This is a genomic window from Rossellomorea sp. ABR4_004, from assembly GCF_056159585.1.
Genome location: NZ_JBSWVM010000001.1, coordinates 172,605 through 190,001 on the forward strand (window position 1 = coordinate 172,605; position 17,397 = coordinate 190,001).

At 41.7% G+C, this 17,397-nt stretch carries 19 protein-coding genes, 1 pseudogene and 1 riboswitch; of the genes and pseudogenes, 1 reads left to right on the top strand and 19 read right to left on the bottom strand.

Going from position 1 to position 17,397, the window contains the following annotated elements:
- Nucleotides 1-26: 26 nt before the first annotated feature.
- The 18 genes and pseudogenes from ACXAF2_RS00990 to ACXAF2_RS01075 all read right to left on the bottom strand — a co-directional run bounded on the left by ACXAF2_RS00990 (nt 27) and on the right by ACXAF2_RS01075 (nt 15,952).
- A complete protein-coding gene (locus ACXAF2_RS00990; RefSeq protein ID WP_475136974.1) occupies nt 27-1,412 on the bottom strand; it encodes an L-cystine transporter in 1,386 nt (461 codons plus the stop codon).
- Nucleotides 1,413-1,531: 119 nt separating this feature from the next.
- Complete coding sequence (thiE, locus tag ACXAF2_RS00995; RefSeq protein ID WP_475136975.1) at nt 1,532-2,173, bottom strand: thiamine phosphate synthase; 642 nt, start codon at nt 2,171-2,173, stop codon at nt 1,532-1,534.
- Nucleotides 2,170-2,979 (bottom strand): bifunctional hydroxymethylpyrimidine kinase/phosphomethylpyrimidine kinase, encoded by an 810-nt coding sequence (gene thiD, locus ACXAF2_RS01000; RefSeq protein ID WP_475136976.1) that lies wholly within the window; start codon nt 2,977-2,979, stop codon nt 2,170-2,172. Before thiD ends, thiE begins: the two co-directional genes overlap by 4 nt.
- Before the next feature lie 15 nt (nt 2,980-2,994).
- Nucleotides 2,995-4,014, bottom strand: coding sequence for a thiazole biosynthesis adenylyltransferase ThiF (locus ACXAF2_RS01005; protein WP_475139061.1), 1,020 nt, complete (start codon nt 4,012-4,014; stop codon nt 2,995-2,997).
- A complete protein-coding gene (locus tag ACXAF2_RS01010) occupies nt 4,014-4,778 on the bottom strand; it encodes a thiazole synthase (protein WP_475136977.1) in 765 nt (254 codons plus the stop codon). The genes ACXAF2_RS01005 and ACXAF2_RS01010 overlap by 1 nt, the downstream gene beginning before the upstream one ends.
- 2 nt (nt 4,779-4,780) lie before the next feature.
- Nucleotides 4,781-4,984: a sulfur carrier protein ThiS gene (gene thiS / locus ACXAF2_RS01015; RefSeq protein ID WP_475136978.1), complete on the bottom strand. Its 204-nt coding sequence runs from the start codon at nt 4,982-4,984 to the stop codon at nt 4,781-4,783.
- A gap of 4 nt (nt 4,985-4,988) precedes the next feature.
- Nucleotides 4,989-6,086: a glycine oxidase ThiO gene (thiO, locus tag ACXAF2_RS01020; RefSeq protein ID WP_475136979.1), complete on the bottom strand. Its 1,098-nt coding sequence runs from the start codon at nt 6,084-6,086 to the stop codon at nt 4,989-4,991.
- 6 nt (nt 6,087-6,092) lie between these two features.
- Complete coding sequence (locus ACXAF2_RS01025) at nt 6,093-6,710, bottom strand: thiamine phosphate synthase (RefSeq protein ID WP_475136980.1); 618 nt, start codon at nt 6,708-6,710, stop codon at nt 6,093-6,095.
- Entirely contained in the window at nt 6,700-7,503 is an 804-nt protein-coding gene (locus ACXAF2_RS01030; RefSeq protein WP_475136981.1) for an energy-coupling factor transporter transmembrane component T family protein, read from the bottom strand. Before ACXAF2_RS01030 ends, ACXAF2_RS01025 begins: the two co-directional genes overlap by 11 nt.
- Nucleotides 7,500-8,453: an ABC transporter ATP-binding protein gene (locus ACXAF2_RS01035; RefSeq protein ID WP_475139063.1), complete on the bottom strand. Its 954-nt coding sequence runs from the start codon at nt 8,451-8,453 to the stop codon at nt 7,500-7,502. Before ACXAF2_RS01035 ends, ACXAF2_RS01030 begins: the two co-directional genes overlap by 4 nt.
- 12 nt (nt 8,454-8,465) lie before the next feature.
- Nucleotides 8,466-8,864: pseudogene (locus ACXAF2_RS01040) on the bottom strand (ABC transporter ATP-binding protein); the annotation flags it as partial.
- Nucleotides 8,865-8,941: 77 nt separating this feature from the next.
- Nucleotides 8,942-9,520, bottom strand: a complete 579-nt coding sequence (locus ACXAF2_RS01045) for an ECF transporter S component (protein ID WP_475136982.1) — start codon at nt 9,518-9,520, stop codon at nt 8,942-8,944.
- A complete protein-coding gene (tenA, locus tag ACXAF2_RS01050; protein ID WP_475136983.1) occupies nt 9,513-10,211 on the bottom strand; it encodes a thiaminase II in 699 nt (232 codons plus the stop codon). The genes ACXAF2_RS01045 and tenA overlap by 8 nt, the downstream gene beginning before the upstream one ends.
- A gap of 117 nt (nt 10,212-10,328) precedes the next feature.
- Nucleotides 10,329-10,436: riboswitch (TPP riboswitch) on the bottom strand.
- Nucleotides 10,437-10,703: 267 nt separating this feature from the next.
- Entirely contained in the window at nt 10,704-11,303 is a 600-nt protein-coding gene (locus ACXAF2_RS01055) for a response regulator transcription factor (RefSeq protein ID WP_148968912.1), read from the bottom strand.
- The gene (locus ACXAF2_RS01060; RefSeq protein WP_475139064.1) at nt 11,300-12,436 is read right to left on the bottom strand and encodes a histidine kinase; all 1,137 of its coding nucleotides are present in this window, start codon (nt 12,434-12,436) and stop codon (nt 11,300-11,302) included. Before ACXAF2_RS01060 ends, ACXAF2_RS01055 begins: the two co-directional genes overlap by 4 nt.
- Nucleotides 12,437-12,576: 140 nt before the next feature.
- Nucleotides 12,577-12,774 (bottom strand): hypothetical protein, encoded by a 198-nt coding sequence (locus tag ACXAF2_RS01065; protein ID WP_148968911.1) that lies wholly within the window; start codon nt 12,772-12,774, stop codon nt 12,577-12,579.
- Nucleotides 12,775-12,936: 162 nt separating this feature from the next.
- Nucleotides 12,937-15,468 carry a cyanophycinase gene (locus tag ACXAF2_RS01070; protein WP_475136984.1) on the bottom strand — a complete coding sequence of 844 codons (2,532 nt, stop codon included), beginning with the start codon at nt 15,466-15,468 and terminating at the stop codon, nt 12,937-12,939.
- A gap of 202 nt (nt 15,469-15,670) precedes the next feature.
- A complete protein-coding gene (locus ACXAF2_RS01075) occupies nt 15,671-15,952 on the bottom strand; it encodes a DUF6509 family protein (RefSeq protein WP_475136985.1) in 282 nt (93 codons plus the stop codon).
- Between the two features lie 173 nt (nt 15,953-16,125).
- Between ACXAF2_RS01075 and ACXAF2_RS01080 the strand changes: the two genes are divergently transcribed.
- Nucleotides 16,126-16,437 (top strand): hypothetical protein, encoded by a 312-nt coding sequence (locus ACXAF2_RS01080; RefSeq protein WP_475136986.1) that lies wholly within the window; start codon nt 16,126-16,128, stop codon nt 16,435-16,437.
- A 36-nt stretch (nt 16,438-16,473) separates the two neighbouring features.
- On the opposite strand, the gene ACXAF2_RS01085 is transcribed toward ACXAF2_RS01080, so the two are convergent.
- Entirely contained in the window at nt 16,474-17,388 is a 915-nt protein-coding gene (locus ACXAF2_RS01085) for a phosphatidate cytidylyltransferase (protein ID WP_475136987.1), read from the bottom strand.
- Between the last annotated feature and the right edge of the window lie 9 nt (nt 17,389-17,397).

The following is a 17,397-nucleotide window of genomic DNA, read 5'->3' on the forward strand; positions in this document are numbered from 1 at the left end:
ATATATGAATGAGCCAGCCCACTTGTTTACGCTTCTGCTTCAATGATTTCTTTGTTATACGTTTCGCTATCCAAATCCCCTGTCACTTTACTTGTTATCACCCCGGATGTCATCGCACCACTCACGTTAACTGCTGTACGCCCCATGTCAATCAAAGGTTCAACAGAAATCAAAAGACCCGCTAACGCTACAGGAAGGTCCATGGCGGATAGAACCAGGATAGCCGCAAATGTAGCACCGCCTCCGACGCCTGCAACACCGAAGGAGCTAATGGCCACCACTACGATGAGCGTAAGAATAAAGGAAGGAGTTAATGGATTGATCCCGACTGTCGGCGCAATCATCACTGCAAGCATGGCAGGATACACACCTGCACAACCGTTCTGACCGATGGATAATCCGAATGATCCCGAGAAGTTGGCAACCCCTTCTGAAACCCCCAACTTATTCTTTTGTGTTTGAATGTTAAGCGGAAGTGTTCCGGCGCTGGATCTCGATGTAAAAGCAAATGCTAATACAGGAAATACTTTTTTCATATAAGTGACCGGATTTAAACCAGTAAGAGTAAGCATGATTAAGTGAATGGCAAACATGATAATCAAGGCAACATAGGATGCTCCAACAAATTCTCCAAGCTTCATGATGGCATCAAAATTACTTAATGCCACGGTCTTAGCCATGATGGCCAACACACCGAATGGAGTGAGTCGTAACACCAAAGTCACAATTCTCATCACTACAGCATAAACGGAATCCACGATCTTCTTGAAGAATTCAGCAGCCTCTGGCTCTTTGCGCTGTGCCCCCAAGTAAGCGATACCGATGAAAGCAGCGAAAATAACGACAGCGATCGTCGAGGTTGCTCTTTGCCCTGTAAAGTCCAAGAACGGATTCGCAGGCAAAAGTTCGAGAATTTTTTGAGGATAACTCTGACCTTCTAAGGACGTTGCTCTCTCCTCTAATTGAACACCCCTTGCCGCTTCTGCCTCTCCTTGATCAATCTGGATCGCTTCCAAATCAAAAGCCAAGGTCGTACCAATCCCGACAGCTGCAGCAACGGCTGTTGTGCCTACCAGCAATCCAATGATCAGCACAGAGATCTTTCCTAAATTATGGGACCGTTTTAATTTAGTGAAGGCTGATATAATCGACACAAACACTAAAGGCATGACAATCATTTGCAGTAGTTTAATATAGCCGGTTCCTACGATGTTAAACCATTCAATCGATTGTGTGACATTTTCATCCCCGGCTTCATATACCCACTGTAATCCAAGCCCAAATAATATTCCGAGCCCCAGAGCGGTAAACACCCGTTTTGAAAACGAAACATTTTTCTTTTGCATATAAAGTAATACACCAATGAGAACAAGAAACACCAAAATGTTTAACAAAACAAACCAGACATTCATTCTTACCCCTCCCTCTTATCGTCGATGATGATACAAGTTAGACCGAGGTCTACTGTATAGTATGATGAGGGAGTATGAGATATGTTGTTATAGTGGTTTTATTTTTTATTGTGGATCGATTACAATCGTAAAAGCCTTTGTTGAACAACTTGGGCTAAGGTTTCCGTACGAAAGGGATGTCTTGAAATCGCAGAAATGATTGCTACACCGTCCGCACCAGCTGCCAACACTTGAGAAGCATTTCCCGTATGAATGCCTCCGACCCCGACAAGGGGGATATCGATACCATTTGTTCTTATTGATCGAATGATTTTAGGGCCACTGACCTCTCTACAATCATTCTTCGTATTGGTAGGAAACATTGGACCAACTCCAAGATAGTCTGCCCCTGACTCCATAGCTAACCTTGCTTCATTCACGTCATGAGAGGAGACACCAAGTATTCTATTTCCTATTTTCCGACGGACTTTTTCGATAGGTTCATCCTCCTGACCGATATGTACTCCATCAGCGTTCATTAATAAAGCCAGCTCTACATCATCATTCACGATAAAAGGAATACCGTGTTTACAACATAAACGCTGCAGCTCATGAGCCAGCTCAACTTTCGCATCACCTTCTAAAGCTTCCATACCTTTTTCACGAAATTGAAACATGGTAACACCGCCTAAAAGGGCTTCCTCTAATACATGTGCCGGATGCTTCTCACAATTAGGGCTTCCCATCACAAAATATAACTGCAGACTTTCTCTTAGATTCATGCATTCACACCTGCATGGTACGCCCAATGATTCGTTGGTCCGTGCTCACTCCCAATGCCCAGTGAGTCACCGATTGCGGCTGTGATAAATTGTTTGGCCGTTTGGACAGACCCACTGACCGTAAGTCCTTTTGCTAATTGTGCTGTAATCACAGCAGAGAATGTACACCCTGTTCCGTGAGTATGTGGTGTGAAGACTCTCGGACTGCTAAACTCATAAAATCTTTTTCCATCAAAGAGGATGTCAGTCGCTTGACTAGATTGAGCATGAGATTGATGTCCACCTTTTATCACCACATGTTTTGCCCCCATTTGGAACAATATTTTAGCCGCTCTTTTAATGTCAGCTTCAGTGAGGATTTCATGCCCGGTTATGGCCTCGGCTTCAGGAATGTTCGGCGTGACCACAAACGCAAGGGGGATCAATTCATTGATCAATGCGTTAACGGCTTCCCTCTCCAATAAAGCTGCTCCCCCTTTTGCTATCATGACAGGATCCACAACGAGCTTCTTCCAGGAGTGTAATCGAACAAAGTCGGCAACATGAGAAATAATGTCTTCGTTCACCAGCATGCCCGTTTTGATGGCTTGGGGAGGTAAATCTTCAGCAATCGATGTTAATTGATCAACGACAGCCTCAGCTGATAATGGATACACACCTTGTACACCTCTTGTATTTTGCGCCGTCACTGCTGTGATGGCAGACATTCCATAGACATTCAGCTCCTGAAACGTCTTAAGATCTGCCTGGATCCCCGCTCCACCGCCACAATCAGATCCGGCAATCGTCAATGCTTTTTGAATCATGTTGTTCTCCTCCCTTTATCCTAAATAACGATGATAAACCGATTTTGCTTCCCTTATATCTTTTGTTCCGTGAATGAGAGTTCGTCCATCATGAAAGAGTACGATTCGATAGGATTCAACCTCGAATGAAATCAAATATGGATTTCTAACAACTTGTTTCCCCTGGAGTTCTAACGATTTTGATCGTTCAATAAGATCGATGTCAGGTTTTGTGACTGGACGGATCTGAACTGAATCCCTCCCACAAAGGACTGCTGTTTTGGTTTGATTTTCGTATTTCAGACTGGGGAATGTACGATGCTCTCCACATGAAGGGCATCCATGCCTTTTCAGCTTGCTCACATCCAGGGAAGTATGCTCATTTTTCCATAAATCAAACGAGACCACTTTATTTCCAAGTGCCTCCATGTCTTCTACCAGTATCTTTAATGCTTCCGTTGTTTGATAAGCCACCACTGTTGAAACGGCAGGGCTGATGATGCCCACTGTATCACAGGTCATCCCACCGATTGGAACAGTTTCGATCAAACATTGAAGACAGGGGGTGATACCGGGAAGAATAGTGAATGATAGTCCATAACTCCCAACACATGCACCATAAATCCAAGGAATGGAATATTTTTGAGAGATATCATTTATGATCATTCTTGTATCAAAGTTATCCGTTGCATCGATGATAAGATCTACGTTCTTGGCAAGTCTCAACATCTCTTCCGGCATGGCATCCAGTATATGCTCTTCAATATTCACAGTTGAATTAATCGCTTGGAGTCTTTTTTTTGCCGCTACAGCTTTGGGGATTCGATTTCTTGCATCTTCCTCGTTATATAGCTGCTGACGTTGTAAATTACTCCATTCTACATAATCACGATCCACAACCGTCAACTTCCCGATACCTGCACGCACAAGGGCTTCTGCATTGCCTGTTCCCAGTGCTCCCGCCCCGATCAGCAACACATGTTTATTTCTTATTAACTTTTGTCCCTCTGTTCCGATGGGGTGAAACAGCGTTTGCCTTGAATATCTATCTTCTATCAAACACTCATTCCCTCCTCTGGGCTGCTTGCTGTTGCATAACGTTTCTTCGGAATTCTTCCAGCCTCAAATCCGAATCGTCCCCCTTCAACCGCAAGCCTCATAGCATTCGCCATCATAACGGGATCTTTAGCCGAAGAGATGGCTGTATTGAGTAATACAGCATCCGCCCCGAGTTCCATTGCAAGAGCTGCATCTGAGGGAGAACCAATTCCGGCGTCCACAATGACCGGTACCTTTGTTTGCTCAATAATGAAACGGAGATTGACTGGATTGATGATTCCCTGTCCAGAACCTATAGGGGACGCTCCCGGCATGATGGCATGGGCCCCCAATTCTTCTAATCTCCTTGCAAGAACAACATCGTCAGAAGTATATGGAAGTACTGTAAAGCCTTCTTTTATTAATTCTTCTGTTGCTTTCAGGGTTTCGACGGGATCGGGCAGTAGCGTTTTATCACATCCGATCACTTCTACCTTAATCATGTCACAGAGCCCTGAAGCTCTTGCCAATTGTGCATGCCGGACCGCTTCCTGAGCACATTTAGCCCCTGCTGTATTCGGTAATAATGAATAGTTTTCAAGATTCAGTTGTTCTAAGAAATTGGGTTGACCGGGCTCAAAGATATTCATGCGCCTAACCGTGAATGTAAGAATTTCTGCACCTGAAACCTCGACAGCTCTTTTCTGAATATCAAAGTCAGGGTATTTTCCCGTTCCCAGTAATAGTCTTGAATGGAATGTGTACTTTCCGATTTTCAACATTTTCAACCGCCTCCTACAAATTGGACTAACTCTAAGGTATCCCCTTGTTTCACTTTGGTGATCTTGTACTCTTGTTTTTCAAGGATGGTTTGGTTCTGTTCAACGATGATCATTCGGTTTTCCAGGTTAAAATGATGAATCAATTCCAATACTGTTGAAATTGATTCCGGCACCGTGACCAGCTGTCCGTTAATTCGTAAATCCACCTTCTCAGCTCCTTACGTATGAATGTAGGGGATGGTATTCCTTCCCCTCTATCAGATCTGCCATCAATACTCCAGTTATGGGCGCCAGGAGTATACCATTACGGTAATGCCCTGTTGCAATGGAAAGTCCCTCCCATTCTTCACTTCTCCCCATAAACGGTACCCCTTGTTCTGTTTGAGGCCGTATCCCGGCCCAAGCTTTTTCCCACTTGGCATCAACCAATTCAGGAAGGATGGTTGTGGCCAAATGCATAAGGTTCATTAATCCATCTATGGTAATCGTTTCATCAAAGGTACGGGGATGCTCCGTTGCACCGATTAAAAGACGCCCACCCGCTTTTGGAACAATGTAGCAGCCTTCTGTAAAGATGGTCCGCTCCACTATTTTCCGGGTGACCTTAACGGAAAAGCATTCACCTTTAACTGGAAAACTTTTGAATTTCATATTCAGTCGATCCAAGAGGAATTGACTCCAAGCACCGCCAGCTACAATCGTTTCATCTGCATAAAAGTCACCTTTAGACGTCCTGACTCCAGTGATTTTGTTATTCTCTTTCATAAAATCATACACGTCTGTATATTCACTGATTTCTGCACCTTGCATTTCCGAAGCCAACCCTAAGGCTTGTGTAAGCTTTGGTGCTGAGACGTTCCCATCCTTCGGAATGTATAATCCGCCTGCCACATCTTTTGAAAGATGAGGTTCATAGGAAAATAGAGTGTTGGGGGAAAGCCATCTAATTTGTTCCCCAAGGGATGCTATAGAAGCCGTTTCTACTAACTCCTGTGCTTCCTCCTCCGTTCTCGCCAGCTTAATCATTCCATTTTCCACATATTCAATGTCCATTCCACTGATCTCTTTTAAATCCGTCGCTAAGGAAGGATACATATCACGGCTCGCCTTCGCCAGATGATACAAAGGGCCGTCCCCCTTCAATTCGGTTTGAACGCCGAGCATGCCTGCAGCTGCTTTCGATGATTTTCCTGCCAGTCTATCCTTCTCTATCAGTAGAACTTTTTTTCCTCTTTTGGACATTTGATAAGCAATGGAGCAGCCTATCACCCCTCCTCCAACAATCAAAGCATCATACTGTTTTATCAAGCTAGCTCACCCCCTGTGTAATTGTTTATAATAAGATCGGGCTGCATCTAATGGATTCGTCGAAAGCAATATACCTGATAAGACAGCGATCCCTTTTGCTCCGGTTCCCGTAATCTCACATACACGTTCAGGTGTAATGCCTCCTATGGCAATAGTGGGAATCGGGACAGATTGAACCACTTTCTCTAAGCTTGCCAAACCTCTGCCAGGCATACCCCGCTTTGAAGAGGTAGAATAGATATTTCCATAGAGCAGGTAATCCGCTCTGCTTATCGTTGCCTGTTTTGCTTCTTCAACGGAATGTACAGAAGCACCAATCTGTAAGGAAGGAAAAGCACTCTTCACTAAGCTGATATCAGCACTCTGATGGCCAAGCTGCACCCCTCTTACATTCTTCATAAGGGCAATGTCTGCCCTATCATTCACACATATTTTTTTAAAGGGGACTCCTGCTGCTACTAGTCGATCAATGGCCTCAGCCATTTCTTTCCCCGTCCACTGCTTTTCGCGAAGATGGAGCATGTCGAGATATGGGTAAACGGACTTCGAGATTTTCACTAATTCTTCCACTGATTGTTTTCCTGTTGAAATCACATGTAATTGTTTTCTTGTTTCAATTCCCAAAGCGAACATCTCCCGTCGGAAAAATAGGTAGATGGGTAGAAAAAAAATAACTGAGCCCAATCATGATGAGAATGCTCCCCAAGAAATATCCATCATATTTGGAAAAGGTCACTTTGTAGAAATAGGTTCGTTGCCCACTTCCTTCAAACCCCTTTGTTTCCATGGCTACTGCAATTCTGTGGGCTCTTCTGATGCTCTGGGCAAGCAAGGGAATGGAATACGATTTCATTTTATGGAATACGTGTTTTATTCCTTTTTGTTCTTCAACTCCCCTGACTCTCATGGCGTTTCGTATCGTGAAGAATTCTTCAATCATAATGGGGATTAGTCTGAATCCGGCCATAAAACTATATGCATACTTAGGTTTTAATCCCAGTTGCTGCATGAGGGAGTAGAAAAGCTTCACCGGTCTCGTAGTAAGAGCAAATAGTAATCCCAATATAGCGAATACAATGGTACGCAATCCAACATGGATCCCCCGATAAAAGCTCTCTTCGGTAATGTGGATCAATCCCCATTTCATCCATGTTGTTTCACCTTTCCCAAATAAAATCATTGATGAAGCTGTAGAGATGAAAACAAGAAAAAAGGGTAGGATCATTATACTGACGGTTCTATATGAATACCCTGAGAAAACCCATAACAGGAGAAAAAAGAGAAAGCTCAAATATAACAACCAGTTAAGATAATGAATAAAAAGCAGAAATACAAAAATCCCGATCAAGGTCAAGAGCTTAAAGCTGGGATTGATTTGATGGAGCCAGGTTTCTCTATGCTCAATTTCTATATTCATATTGCTTTACTACCTGCAATCTCATTATAGAAATCCTGGGTGAGACGCCCATTTTCAATCACCCATACTCTGGATGCAAAGTGAGTAATGATGTTCTCATCATGTGTCACCATCAGAATGGTAGATCCTTCTTTTTGATAGTCTTGAAGCATCTCAAGTAACGCATACGTATTATGGGAATCCTGCCCAAAGGTCGGTTCGTCCAATAATAGAATATCTTTATTCCTGACAAGGGACGCTGCGACACTTAATCTGCGCTTTTGCCCCATGGATAAATGATAGGGATGATGATGTTTGTATGGATCAAGCTTGAATCGCTTCAATAGTGCATGCACTTTTTCCTCCACTATCCCTTCGTCCACTCTCTTGAGCCGAAGAGTATACGCAACTTCATCAAACACACTGTGTGTTACAAACTGAAACTCGGGATTTTGAAAAACAAACGTACATTCCTCTGGAACATTCTTTCCTTTCACCTGTCTCCCATATAATTCATACGTCCCGGTCGTTTGGATGAATTTCATGAGACTGTGGAGTAATGTTGATTTCCCTGCTCCGTTATTTCCTGTGATTGCAATCCACTCACCTTTAAAGCTGACGGCCTTTTCAATGTGAATCTTATCCTCTTTGTGTATATACCCTTTGAAGTTTTCTAGCTTTAAATTCTTTTTTCCAGACGGGTTCACCTTCTCCGGAGGATGGGAAGAAAGATAATCTTTCCACGCGTCCGGATACCATACCCCTACTGATTTCAATGTTTCCTTGAAATGTGATAAAATGTGAGCCTTTGGACCATCAGCCACTATTCTTCCAATCGCATCGAATAGAATAATACGATCAATGATCTCCAGTACGTGACTCAGCTTATGCTCAACGATAAGTAACGTTTTATCTTTACATGTCCTTTTCACTGTTTCCCATACCGATTTTGTACTCTCTTCATCCAACATCGATGTAGGCTCATCCAGAAATAGCGTGTGGGGTTGGAGCGCAAGGGCAGAAGCAATCGCCAATTTTTGCTTCATCCCCCCTGATAGAGAGGAGATTTTCGTATGGGAATCCCTCAGACTTAAATTCACCTTCTCTAACAATTCTTTGATTATCCCTGGCATTTCGTCTCTTGGAATCTGGTTGTTCTCCAAAACAAAAGCAATTTCCTCATCTACATAGGGCATACAAAATTGAGCGTCCGGATCTTGAAAGACATACCCGAAGGATTCAGGGCGTTCAATCGATCCAGCTTTCATCGGCACATCTATGGAATGGGGTATCACACCGGATAAAACCTGGAGGAGTGTGGATTTGCCACAACCAGATGGCCCGAGTAACAATACCTTTTCTCCGTCTTCTATCGAAAGACTTATGTCTTTAAACATCAGTTTCTCTGAACCGGAAAATGTAAGGCGCAGATTTTTTATATGCATCGTCCTTTCCTCCTTTACTGATTCAAGACATCATAATCTTTTTGGTCCGCACGTCTGACCAAACTGGTTACCCCCGTTTTCTCCAAAGCCTTAACAAGATAAAAGGCTCCTATGCCTGCTATCACGATGGATCCTATTAATCTGGCACCAATAAAAAGTGATAAATTCCACAGAACGAGGTCTCCCATGTACCCCTTAAAGTAGTCCATCAGGATTGAGCCAAATGCAGAGCCCACAGCTGCTGTACAAATGATGATGACATCATAACGCTTATAGCGGGTGATAAGAAAAATCAACTCTGCAAACAAACCTTGGATCAAACCGAACAGGAGCACCTCGAGGCCCCATTCACTTCCCATGAGAAATTCCCCTGAAGACGCTGCAATTTCTGCCAGAAGTGCGACGCCAGGTTTCCTAATGATTAAAAAAGCAACGGTTGCCGCCATGAACCACATACCATAGATCAGTTGATCAGCATGCAATCCAAATGGCTTTAACAGGTTGTAAACCGGTCCCCATAGCTTATATATAATTCCAAAACCTATGGAGATCACGACGGTTACTAAAATGTCTGTGAGCTTTAATTTAGACATGTACTCTACCTTCCTTATCTAGAGATGTCTGAAACGGCCACTTCTCAAGGGTGTACGCCATTTCCCAAAACTGTAATTCATACATGCTGCTCAAAATGAAATTCTCTGTCATTCTTTTCTTATCTGATTCTGTCATCGTTTCTGCCAATCCATCCAGTCGCTGAATCTGTTCATCCACTAACTCCCGAAACCATTCTCCACCATAAGCTGCGATCCACTCCTGATAAATGGACTCCTCAGGTGTACATGATTTCAAGCGTTCACCGATCTCATAATACAACCAGTAGCAGGGGAGTATTGCAGCCAGAATATCTGCGAGTCCCCCATATTGTGCGGAACGATACATATGCGACGTGTACGCATAGGCAGTAGGAGCAGGTTTGAACTGCCGTTTTTCTTCTTCCGTAATCCCTAAACGGTTTGAGAAATTCTCATGGAGTGAAAGCTCTGCTTCATTCGTTCCTACTGCGTGTGTTGCCATTCTGGATGTAGTATGTAAGTCTGTTGCTTTGGCTGCACCAAGTGCCTGCACCTTTGAAAAGTGTGAGAGGTAATAGGCATCCTGCAGAATGTAGTACCTGAAGTTTTCAAGGGGAAGGGTTCCATCCCCGATACCTTTTAAGAAAGGATGGTGAAAACTCGCTTCCCAAATTTCCTTCACTTCGTTTCTTAAGTACGCTGTAAATGACATAGTATCTTTCTCCTTTTCCAGACGACCCGAAATGGGCAACAAAAAAAGCCACTTTCATTATGCATACCGCATACAGAAAGTGGCTTGAGATCAGTTTAATAGAATTCGATTCTATGTGATCTTCAAACACCACTTCCCTACGCTGGTCTCAACCAGATCAGGTTCAAAGGGTCTTAAAGTCACACTTTAATCTCAGCCTTTTAGAAGGCACCCCTAGTGGATCGTCCTATGAAATTTGTTTTCGATGTTATCGTACCACGATTCTTTTACTTGTCAACACCAAAAAGAATACCTTTCATCAATTTCCCATCGGCACTTTCCACACAAAACCAATCATAGCAAAGGATACCCCCAATGAAAATTTAAATGGAATTCATTTAGCATGAAGCTCTTTCTAAGCAAACTTAAGTGATTGAAGGGATTGATAAATATACATCCGATAGATTATGGTTATAGGGACGGACCTCCAACATGGAGGTCCGTCCCTGCCCATCATTTAAACCAACCTTTTTCTTTTGATTGAGTAATGGCTTCGATTCGATTTTTAACTTCAAGCTTGTCGAGTATGGTTGAGATGTAGTTTCGTACGGTACCCGTTTTGAGGCTAAGCTCATCGGCTATCTCCTTCGTGTTTTTCCCGTCAGCAACCAGCTCCAACACTTCTTTTTCACGGTCAGTCAGGGGGTTCTCTTCACTATACACATCGTCCATGAGCTCTGGTGCATAAATACGTTTACCCTCCATTACAAGACGAATCGAGTTCGCCAGTTCTTCACTTGGGCTGTCCTTTAACAAATAACCCTTCACCCCACCTTTTAATGCACGCTGGAAATAACCGGACCTGGCAAAGGTTGTCAGGATAATCACTTTACAATTCTCTCCTTTTAATTCCTCCGCTGCTTCAAGACCGGTCTTTTTAGGCATTTCAATATCCATGATACAAATATCCGGCTGCAGCTCGTGGACGAGGGCAATGGCTTCTTCTCCATTCCCTGCTTTTCCAACCACTTCCATATCATCCTCTAAACTAAGTAAAGAGCCTAAGGCACCTAATAGCATTCTCTGGTCTTCTGCAATAACAATTCGAATCATTCCATTCCCTCCCTTTCTGTTTGCTTGATCACTTTCGGCACTCTCATAATCAAAGTGGTCCCATTATCGGAATAAACGTCCAAGCTCCCATTCACAAATTCTAACCGCTCTCTCATACCTATTAAGCCGCTACCTTTAGTCTGTGTGTAATCTCCCTCGATTCCCATTCCATCATCCTTCACTATGATGGTCATCTCTTTATCCGATTCTTCGATGATCAGCTCACAGTGTGACGCCTTGCTGTGTTTGACAACATTCGTCACGGCTTCTTTTAGGCACATGCTCAAGATATTTTCCAAAAAGAGTGATGTCTGGGGCAGCATGATCTCATCATCCATCACGAAATCAATTTCCGCTGCCTTTAATAGCTGTTTGATCCGGACGATTTCGTCTTTTAGTCGAATTCCCCTCATTTGAGATACCATTGTCCTTACTTCACTTAAAGCCGTTCGTGCCGTTTGCTGAACATCCTTTAACTCGCTTCTGGCCTGCTCTGGATCTTTGTACACCAATTTCCTGGCCAGATCGCTTTTCAGGCCGATAAGAGAAAGCTTTTGACCCAATGTATCGTGTAGATCACGGGCAATCCTCTGGCGTTCCTCCTGCTTGACCAAGTCTGATATACGTTTATTAGCATCTTCCAACTGATCTTCGAGCTGCACCTGTTTATTTCGGTTGTAAATATTAAACGGCAACAGAATGACGCTTATCCAAATAATCAGAATAAAAGGAAATTGAGATAAAAATAATTCATCCTGTATAACAAAATTATAATTGATCGATGCCGTCGTTAACACCAAGTGAATGATATATAGGGTTAAAAACGCCACCCGGTTCTTTATATTGCCATTATAGTAGGCAATGTAAAAAGCAAAATAGATAAAATTAAATTGAATGGTCATGGTAATGGATATTGCGATTAATATCGATGTCCATAAATAAACCGGCCAATCCCTTGAAATAAAAGCAAATCGCAAAGAAATAAAGAACATGATGGTCAAGGAAATCCCTACAACTATTTCGATTGTAGAGGAGGACTGAAAGATAAAATAAAATGGCAGGATGCTGATGATGCTCCATATGTACGGGGAAATTCCGGAACCTTTTTGAATATTGATTAACTTTTTCGGCATTTGCACAATAAAATACCCTCTTTTACTTTCAGTTTTTTTTTAACTATGTAACCTATAGTATGACATAAATTATACCAATTTTCATACAAACGGTATAAGAATTCCCCCGCCGAATAGACAAGAAAATCGTATAAAAACTACTAATATTTCCGATTCTGAATCGCCTTTTGCTTCTGCATGATTTCATAGGATTTATGAATAATATCTGTTAATACATCACCTTTGTAAACTCTTCCAATTTTCGTGTTTTGCTGATAGTATTCAACGATTTCATCCAATTTCTCTGATGTTTCTTTATTAACCCTTACATTAAGTTGCATTCTTCCTTGATCTGACAAGGTTCACCCTCCTTACCTATCAAACTGCTAGCAGCCGCTATCATTATGTTATCACTAGTATAACAAATGCTAGCAATTATATATACTTCCAAATGACCTAGTAATCGTTGATTCATTTTGAAAAAGCCTGAGCTTCAATCCGCCCAGGCTTTCCGTTCAATTTTATTGGGTTTCAATCGAGATCTGTACTGGTTCGATATCCATCTTCACATTGAGATATGAGTAATCATCTTTGTTTCCATCTTTATAACCCCAAAAGCCTTGCGATTGATCTCCTTTTTTGAAAGTCAGTTCAAATCCTTCATCTTTAGAAAAACTATAGCTTTTCACTACATCTTGTCCAAAGTTATCAAGAAGGCTATAGCTTAAATAATTTGCAAGTGAAGGATGCGGAGTTAATACTCCTGTATGGGGAGCAGCATTATATTTGTAGTATTCATAGTCTTTTGTTGAAACTTTATGATTACTGATCGTATATTCCTTCGTGTTTAAATTTAATTGATCTCCTGAGGTAATCCATGATAAGTGTACATTTTTATACGTATGCGATGATTGTGATAGATTTGACTGACTCAAATCTACTACAGAAACGCCGCCTCTACCTTTTACTTCAATGGTTTTCGCTTCGTTATCCACTATCATCGCTGTATCTTCATCTATCCCATATGAGAATTCATTTTCTTCTCCATGTTCAGCAGTGGTTGCAATTAAACGTCCCAATCGTGATTTTTTATCAAAATGCTGATCCACGATACCGTACGGGAAAAATCCTAATCCCTTTTCAAGATATCCAGGACCGCCTTCTTGTTGAGACATGCCGTCATACGTATCAGAGAAGCCTTTTGATAGAGTGTCATAGCTTCCACCACCTGCGATCATCACATCGCTCATGATTGCAGCTCCTGCACTTGTACCACCAAGAACGGCTCCATTACGATAGATTTCCCAAATATTTTCAAGGGCTAATGATTGAGTTCCATCTTGGTTTAACAATGTATCGGTGATATCTGTTTGATCTCCTCCTACAAACCAAATGGCATCGTACTCCAGTATACTTTCTGCTATATACGAATTATTTTTATTATTCATCCAGTTAGACTCATCTTCTTCTGTCCCTTTAAAATCATGGTTGGATAGGGGCAGAATGTCGATATTTTCTTGAGGTACACCGAATGATGACAAGTCCTCTTTAAATGCATGTGAAGACTTTAAACTGGAACTTGCAGCAGGGATAATCCCTATCTTCCCATTTCCCCCTGCCCGATTGATAAATTCGCTGTACACTTCTTCATTACTACTTCCTAAAGCTCCTCCAACGATTACCAGGCTTCCTTTTATGTCAGGATCAAAAGAACTTTCAGGTACTTCTAATGAGGAAGAAGTAAAGTCATGTGAAAGCTGATTTTTCTTATGAAAATGGACGGAAACAGGTGAAACATTCATTTCCACATGCAATAGGGAGTATGAATCTTTTTGACCATCCTGATAACCCCAATACCCGTTTGTTTCATCTGTCTGTTTGAACTCCAGCTCAAAACCATGTCCTTCACTATCGTAAATATAACTATAAACCTCATCGACCGCCTCATTGTCAACCAGGGAATACGACAGGTAATGTGGTAATGTTCCATAGGATGATAAAACTCCGGTAGCCGACAGAGGTTTAAAGTTATAATATTCATAGTCTCGTGTTTCAACCTTTTCCTCGCTCATGTTAAATTCTTTCGTTTGCACATTGAGCACATCGCCAGGAGAAATATAACTAAGATCAATATTCTTTATTTCTTTTCCTGATAGTCTTGACTGAGATACATCCACTACCGTAATGTTACCTCTGCCTAATACTGAAATCGTTTGTTTTTCATTGTTTACCACCATCGCCGTATCTTCATCAATTCCATAAGCAAAATGGGTTTTATTGGTTTCGTATCGGATGGCTGCTGCCACTAGTCTACCCAGACGTGATCGTTCATTAAAATGTTGATCCACAATTCCCCACTGAAAGAATCCAAGGCCTTTTTCAATATAGACAGGTGCATATTCTTCATCAGGACTGGATACGTCTTCAGTTATAAACTCTTGACGAAGCCCTCCTAAACTATCACCGCCTGTAATCATCACATCACTCATGATGGCTGCTCCGGCACTTGTCCCACCAAGAACGGCTCCTTTGCGGTAAACCTTCCAAATTTCATCTAAGGCTTTCGTGTTCTTTCCATTGTCCTTAACTAATGTGTCTGTAATCTTAAGCTGATCTCCACCGACAAACCAAATACCTGTCAGCTTTTTGATTTTTTTAGATATTTCTTTCTTTTGAGCGTTATCTTTCCATTCGCTTTCGTCTTCTTCTGTCCCTGAGAAATCATGAGCAGATAGAGGAAGGATTTCAATAGCTGTTTCTGCTACACCATAGGAAATCAAATCTTCCTTAAATTGATTTGATGACTTCAAAGAGCCTGAAGCAGAAGGGATGATTCCTATTTTGGCTTTCTTTTTACCCCCTGATAGTTTTATGAATTCTTCATAAACAGCCGAGTTGCTGCTGCCTAAAGCTCCTCCGACAATTAATAGACTTCCTTTGATGCTGTTTTCGTTTTTCTTGGCAAATGTACTGGACGTTGCCAAGCTGCTTATAACTGCAAATACAGTTATAACAATGAATAGTTTCTTCACTTTACCCCAATAACCATTCATCAACATTTCTCCCTTCTATTAATCTATTTTCAATTAATTATTATGCAATTTCCATGCCAACTCCGAAGTATCTGAATTATCAGTCACGTAAGAGAGAATGGGTTAAAATGGGGTGATTATGGTAAGGTAATAAATGAACCAATAACAAAAAAACCTCTACATTCGTTTGGTTTCGAACGTAGAGGGTGCAGCTTATTATCGATTACCTGATATTTTCCTCACAATATGAAAGAAGGAGACTTTCTTCATCTTCTTCTAATTCAAAGTCAAGATACGTCTCAGTATTTCTTTCTACAATGGTCGACTGTACGATCCTGGAACCGTTCTCGTCGCGAACAAAAATCACTTTTATGTAAATACCCTGTTCTCTGTATAGCTCATCATCCTCGGGTACTTCAATATCAAGAATAACTTCATATCGATCTCCACTTAGTATACCAGTAGGATCTTTCAGTTCCTCGGCACTATGACTCGTAATGTTCATTTATCTAACGTCCTTTCAATGTGAAACAAGTTTCTTTCATTATCCTATTATACACCTAAACCGGTGGATTTTAAAAACGTATTCCTCTAATCAGCTCAATAGGTAAATGAATGGGCTTGCTCCCCAAACTTCGTTATAATAGAAATAGATACAAAGTTTAAGGAGAGAATGCAATGAATTCTAAAGAGATGCAAGAAAAAATCATTGAAAACTATCAAAAGGACGAGCATATGATGATTCTTGTGTTTGCGCAGTGGTGTGTGAATCATGACCTTGACCCTGCAGCCCTTTATCAGAAAGCCTACCCCAATCAAGGGGAAAATCCCGCATTATTGCAAGGAATTGACTTAACGGTCCCTAAAGAAGAGTCTGAAGATATTCCCGACACAACTTTACTGGGTGTCCTCTCCCTTTTCGGAAACGACAACCTGGCTCATGTCGTCACAGAAGAAATCAGCAAGCGCCATGATAATAAGGGTCAATAGTAAGAGGGACGGACCTTGTGAAGGTCCGTCCCCATTTTACATGAAATCAAAGTAGTAACGAATGATGTGAAAGAATATGGGGGATGTGTAGGCTAGACTATCGACTCGATTGAGGTAACTTTCTTTTAATGAAGCAAATTTTTCTTGATCACCGATCAGGAGATCACGTTTCAACACAGAAATCGTCAAGCTCCCTACAAAACCAGTAACGCTGATAATCAAGCCCGATAGGATTCCGAATTTCATATCGAGAGGAGTTAAATAAGGATAAATAAAATAAGATACGCACGTCGTCAGCAACACAGCAGCCAAAAAGCCCTCCCATGTAATAGCTGGATTAGAGGTTGGTACTACCTTACGCTTCCCGATGTATATCGATACAACAAACTGAACAATATCACTCACCTGGGTCAGCACAACTAAAAAAAGCACTAGATTCGCACCACTTGTTGGATTAGCAACCTGATAATAAGCAAGGTGACTTAACCCGAAAACCATCAGCATCAGACCCCATTGTGTCGAGCTGACAGAGCGAAGGAACCCCAACGTTCCCTTCCCCAATAATCGAGGCAGAGGTAATAACAAAAACACATAAACTGGAATAAACACAATGAACATCCCATACCATCCAATATAAATCCAATAAAACTGAATGGGGATCGATAAGTAAGCCCACAAGAAAATCCTTCGATCCGCTTTTCTCGTTTGCATCATAGAAAAGTACTCTTTAAGAGAAAAGAAGCAAAGGATCATCAAGGAGAACATGGATACGATGGGATTAAACAGGGTAGCCAAACAAAAGACAACAAACATCCCCCACCAGGTTTTAACCCGTAACGAAATTCGAGAGAAATCTTTACCTCTTTGCTTCCTCTTAATCTGTAAAAAGAGGACGGTCACTACGACCAAACCGATAAAAATAACAAATAAAGTCCATATAGCCGATTCCATCATCATCCC

Bases quoted from the DNA above. Each gene is read 5' to 3' on its own strand.
- ACXAF2_RS00990 (WP_475136974.1), bottom strand. From the start codon at position 1,412: ATGAATGTCTGGTTTGTTTTGTTAAACATTTTGGTGTTTCTTGTTCTC.
- thiE (WP_475136975.1), bottom strand. From the start codon at position 2,173: ATGAATCTAAGAGAAAGTCTGCAGTTATATTTTGTGATGGGAAGCCCT.
- thiD (WP_475136976.1), bottom strand. From the start codon at position 2,979: ATGATTCAAAAAGCATTGACGATTGCCGGATCTGATTGTGGCGGTGGA.
- ACXAF2_RS01010 (WP_475136977.1), bottom strand. From the start codon at position 4,778: ATGTTGAAAATCGGAAAGTACACATTCCATTCAAGACTATTACTGGGA.
- ACXAF2_RS01030 (WP_475136981.1), bottom strand. From the start codon at position 7,503: ATGAATATAGAAATTGAGCATAGAGAAACCTGGCTCCATCAAATCAAT.
- ACXAF2_RS01035 (WP_475139063.1), bottom strand. From the start codon at position 8,453: ATGTTGGATGAAGAGAGTACAAAATCGGTATGGGAAACAGTGAAAAGG.
- ACXAF2_RS01045 (WP_475136982.1), bottom strand. From the start codon at position 9,520: ATGTCTAAATTAAAGCTCACAGACATTTTAGTAACCGTCGTGATCTCC.
- tenA (WP_475136983.1), bottom strand. From the start codon at position 10,211: ATGTCATTTACAGCGTACTTAAGAAACGAAGTGAAGGAAATTTGGGAA.
- ACXAF2_RS01055 (WP_148968912.1), bottom strand. From the start codon at position 11,303: ATGATTCGAATTGTTATTGCAGAAGACCAGAGAATGCTATTAGGTGCC.
- ACXAF2_RS01060 (WP_475139064.1), bottom strand. From the start codon at position 12,436: ATGCCGAAAAAGTTAATCAATATTCAAAAAGGTTCCGGAATTTCCCCG.
- ACXAF2_RS01070 (WP_475136984.1), bottom strand. From the start codon at position 15,468: ATGAATGGTTATTGGGGTAAAGTGAAGAAACTATTCATTGTTATAACT.
- ACXAF2_RS01075 (WP_475136985.1), bottom strand. From the start codon at position 15,952: ATGAACATTACGAGTCATAGTGCCGAGGAACTGAAAGATCCTACTGGT.
- ACXAF2_RS01080 (WP_475136986.1), top strand. From the start codon at position 16,126: ATGAATTCTAAAGAGATGCAAGAAAAAATCATTGAAAACTATCAAAAG.
- ACXAF2_RS01085 (WP_475136987.1), bottom strand. From the start codon at position 17,388: ATGGAATCGGCTATATGGACTTTATTTGTTATTTTTATCGGTTTGGTC.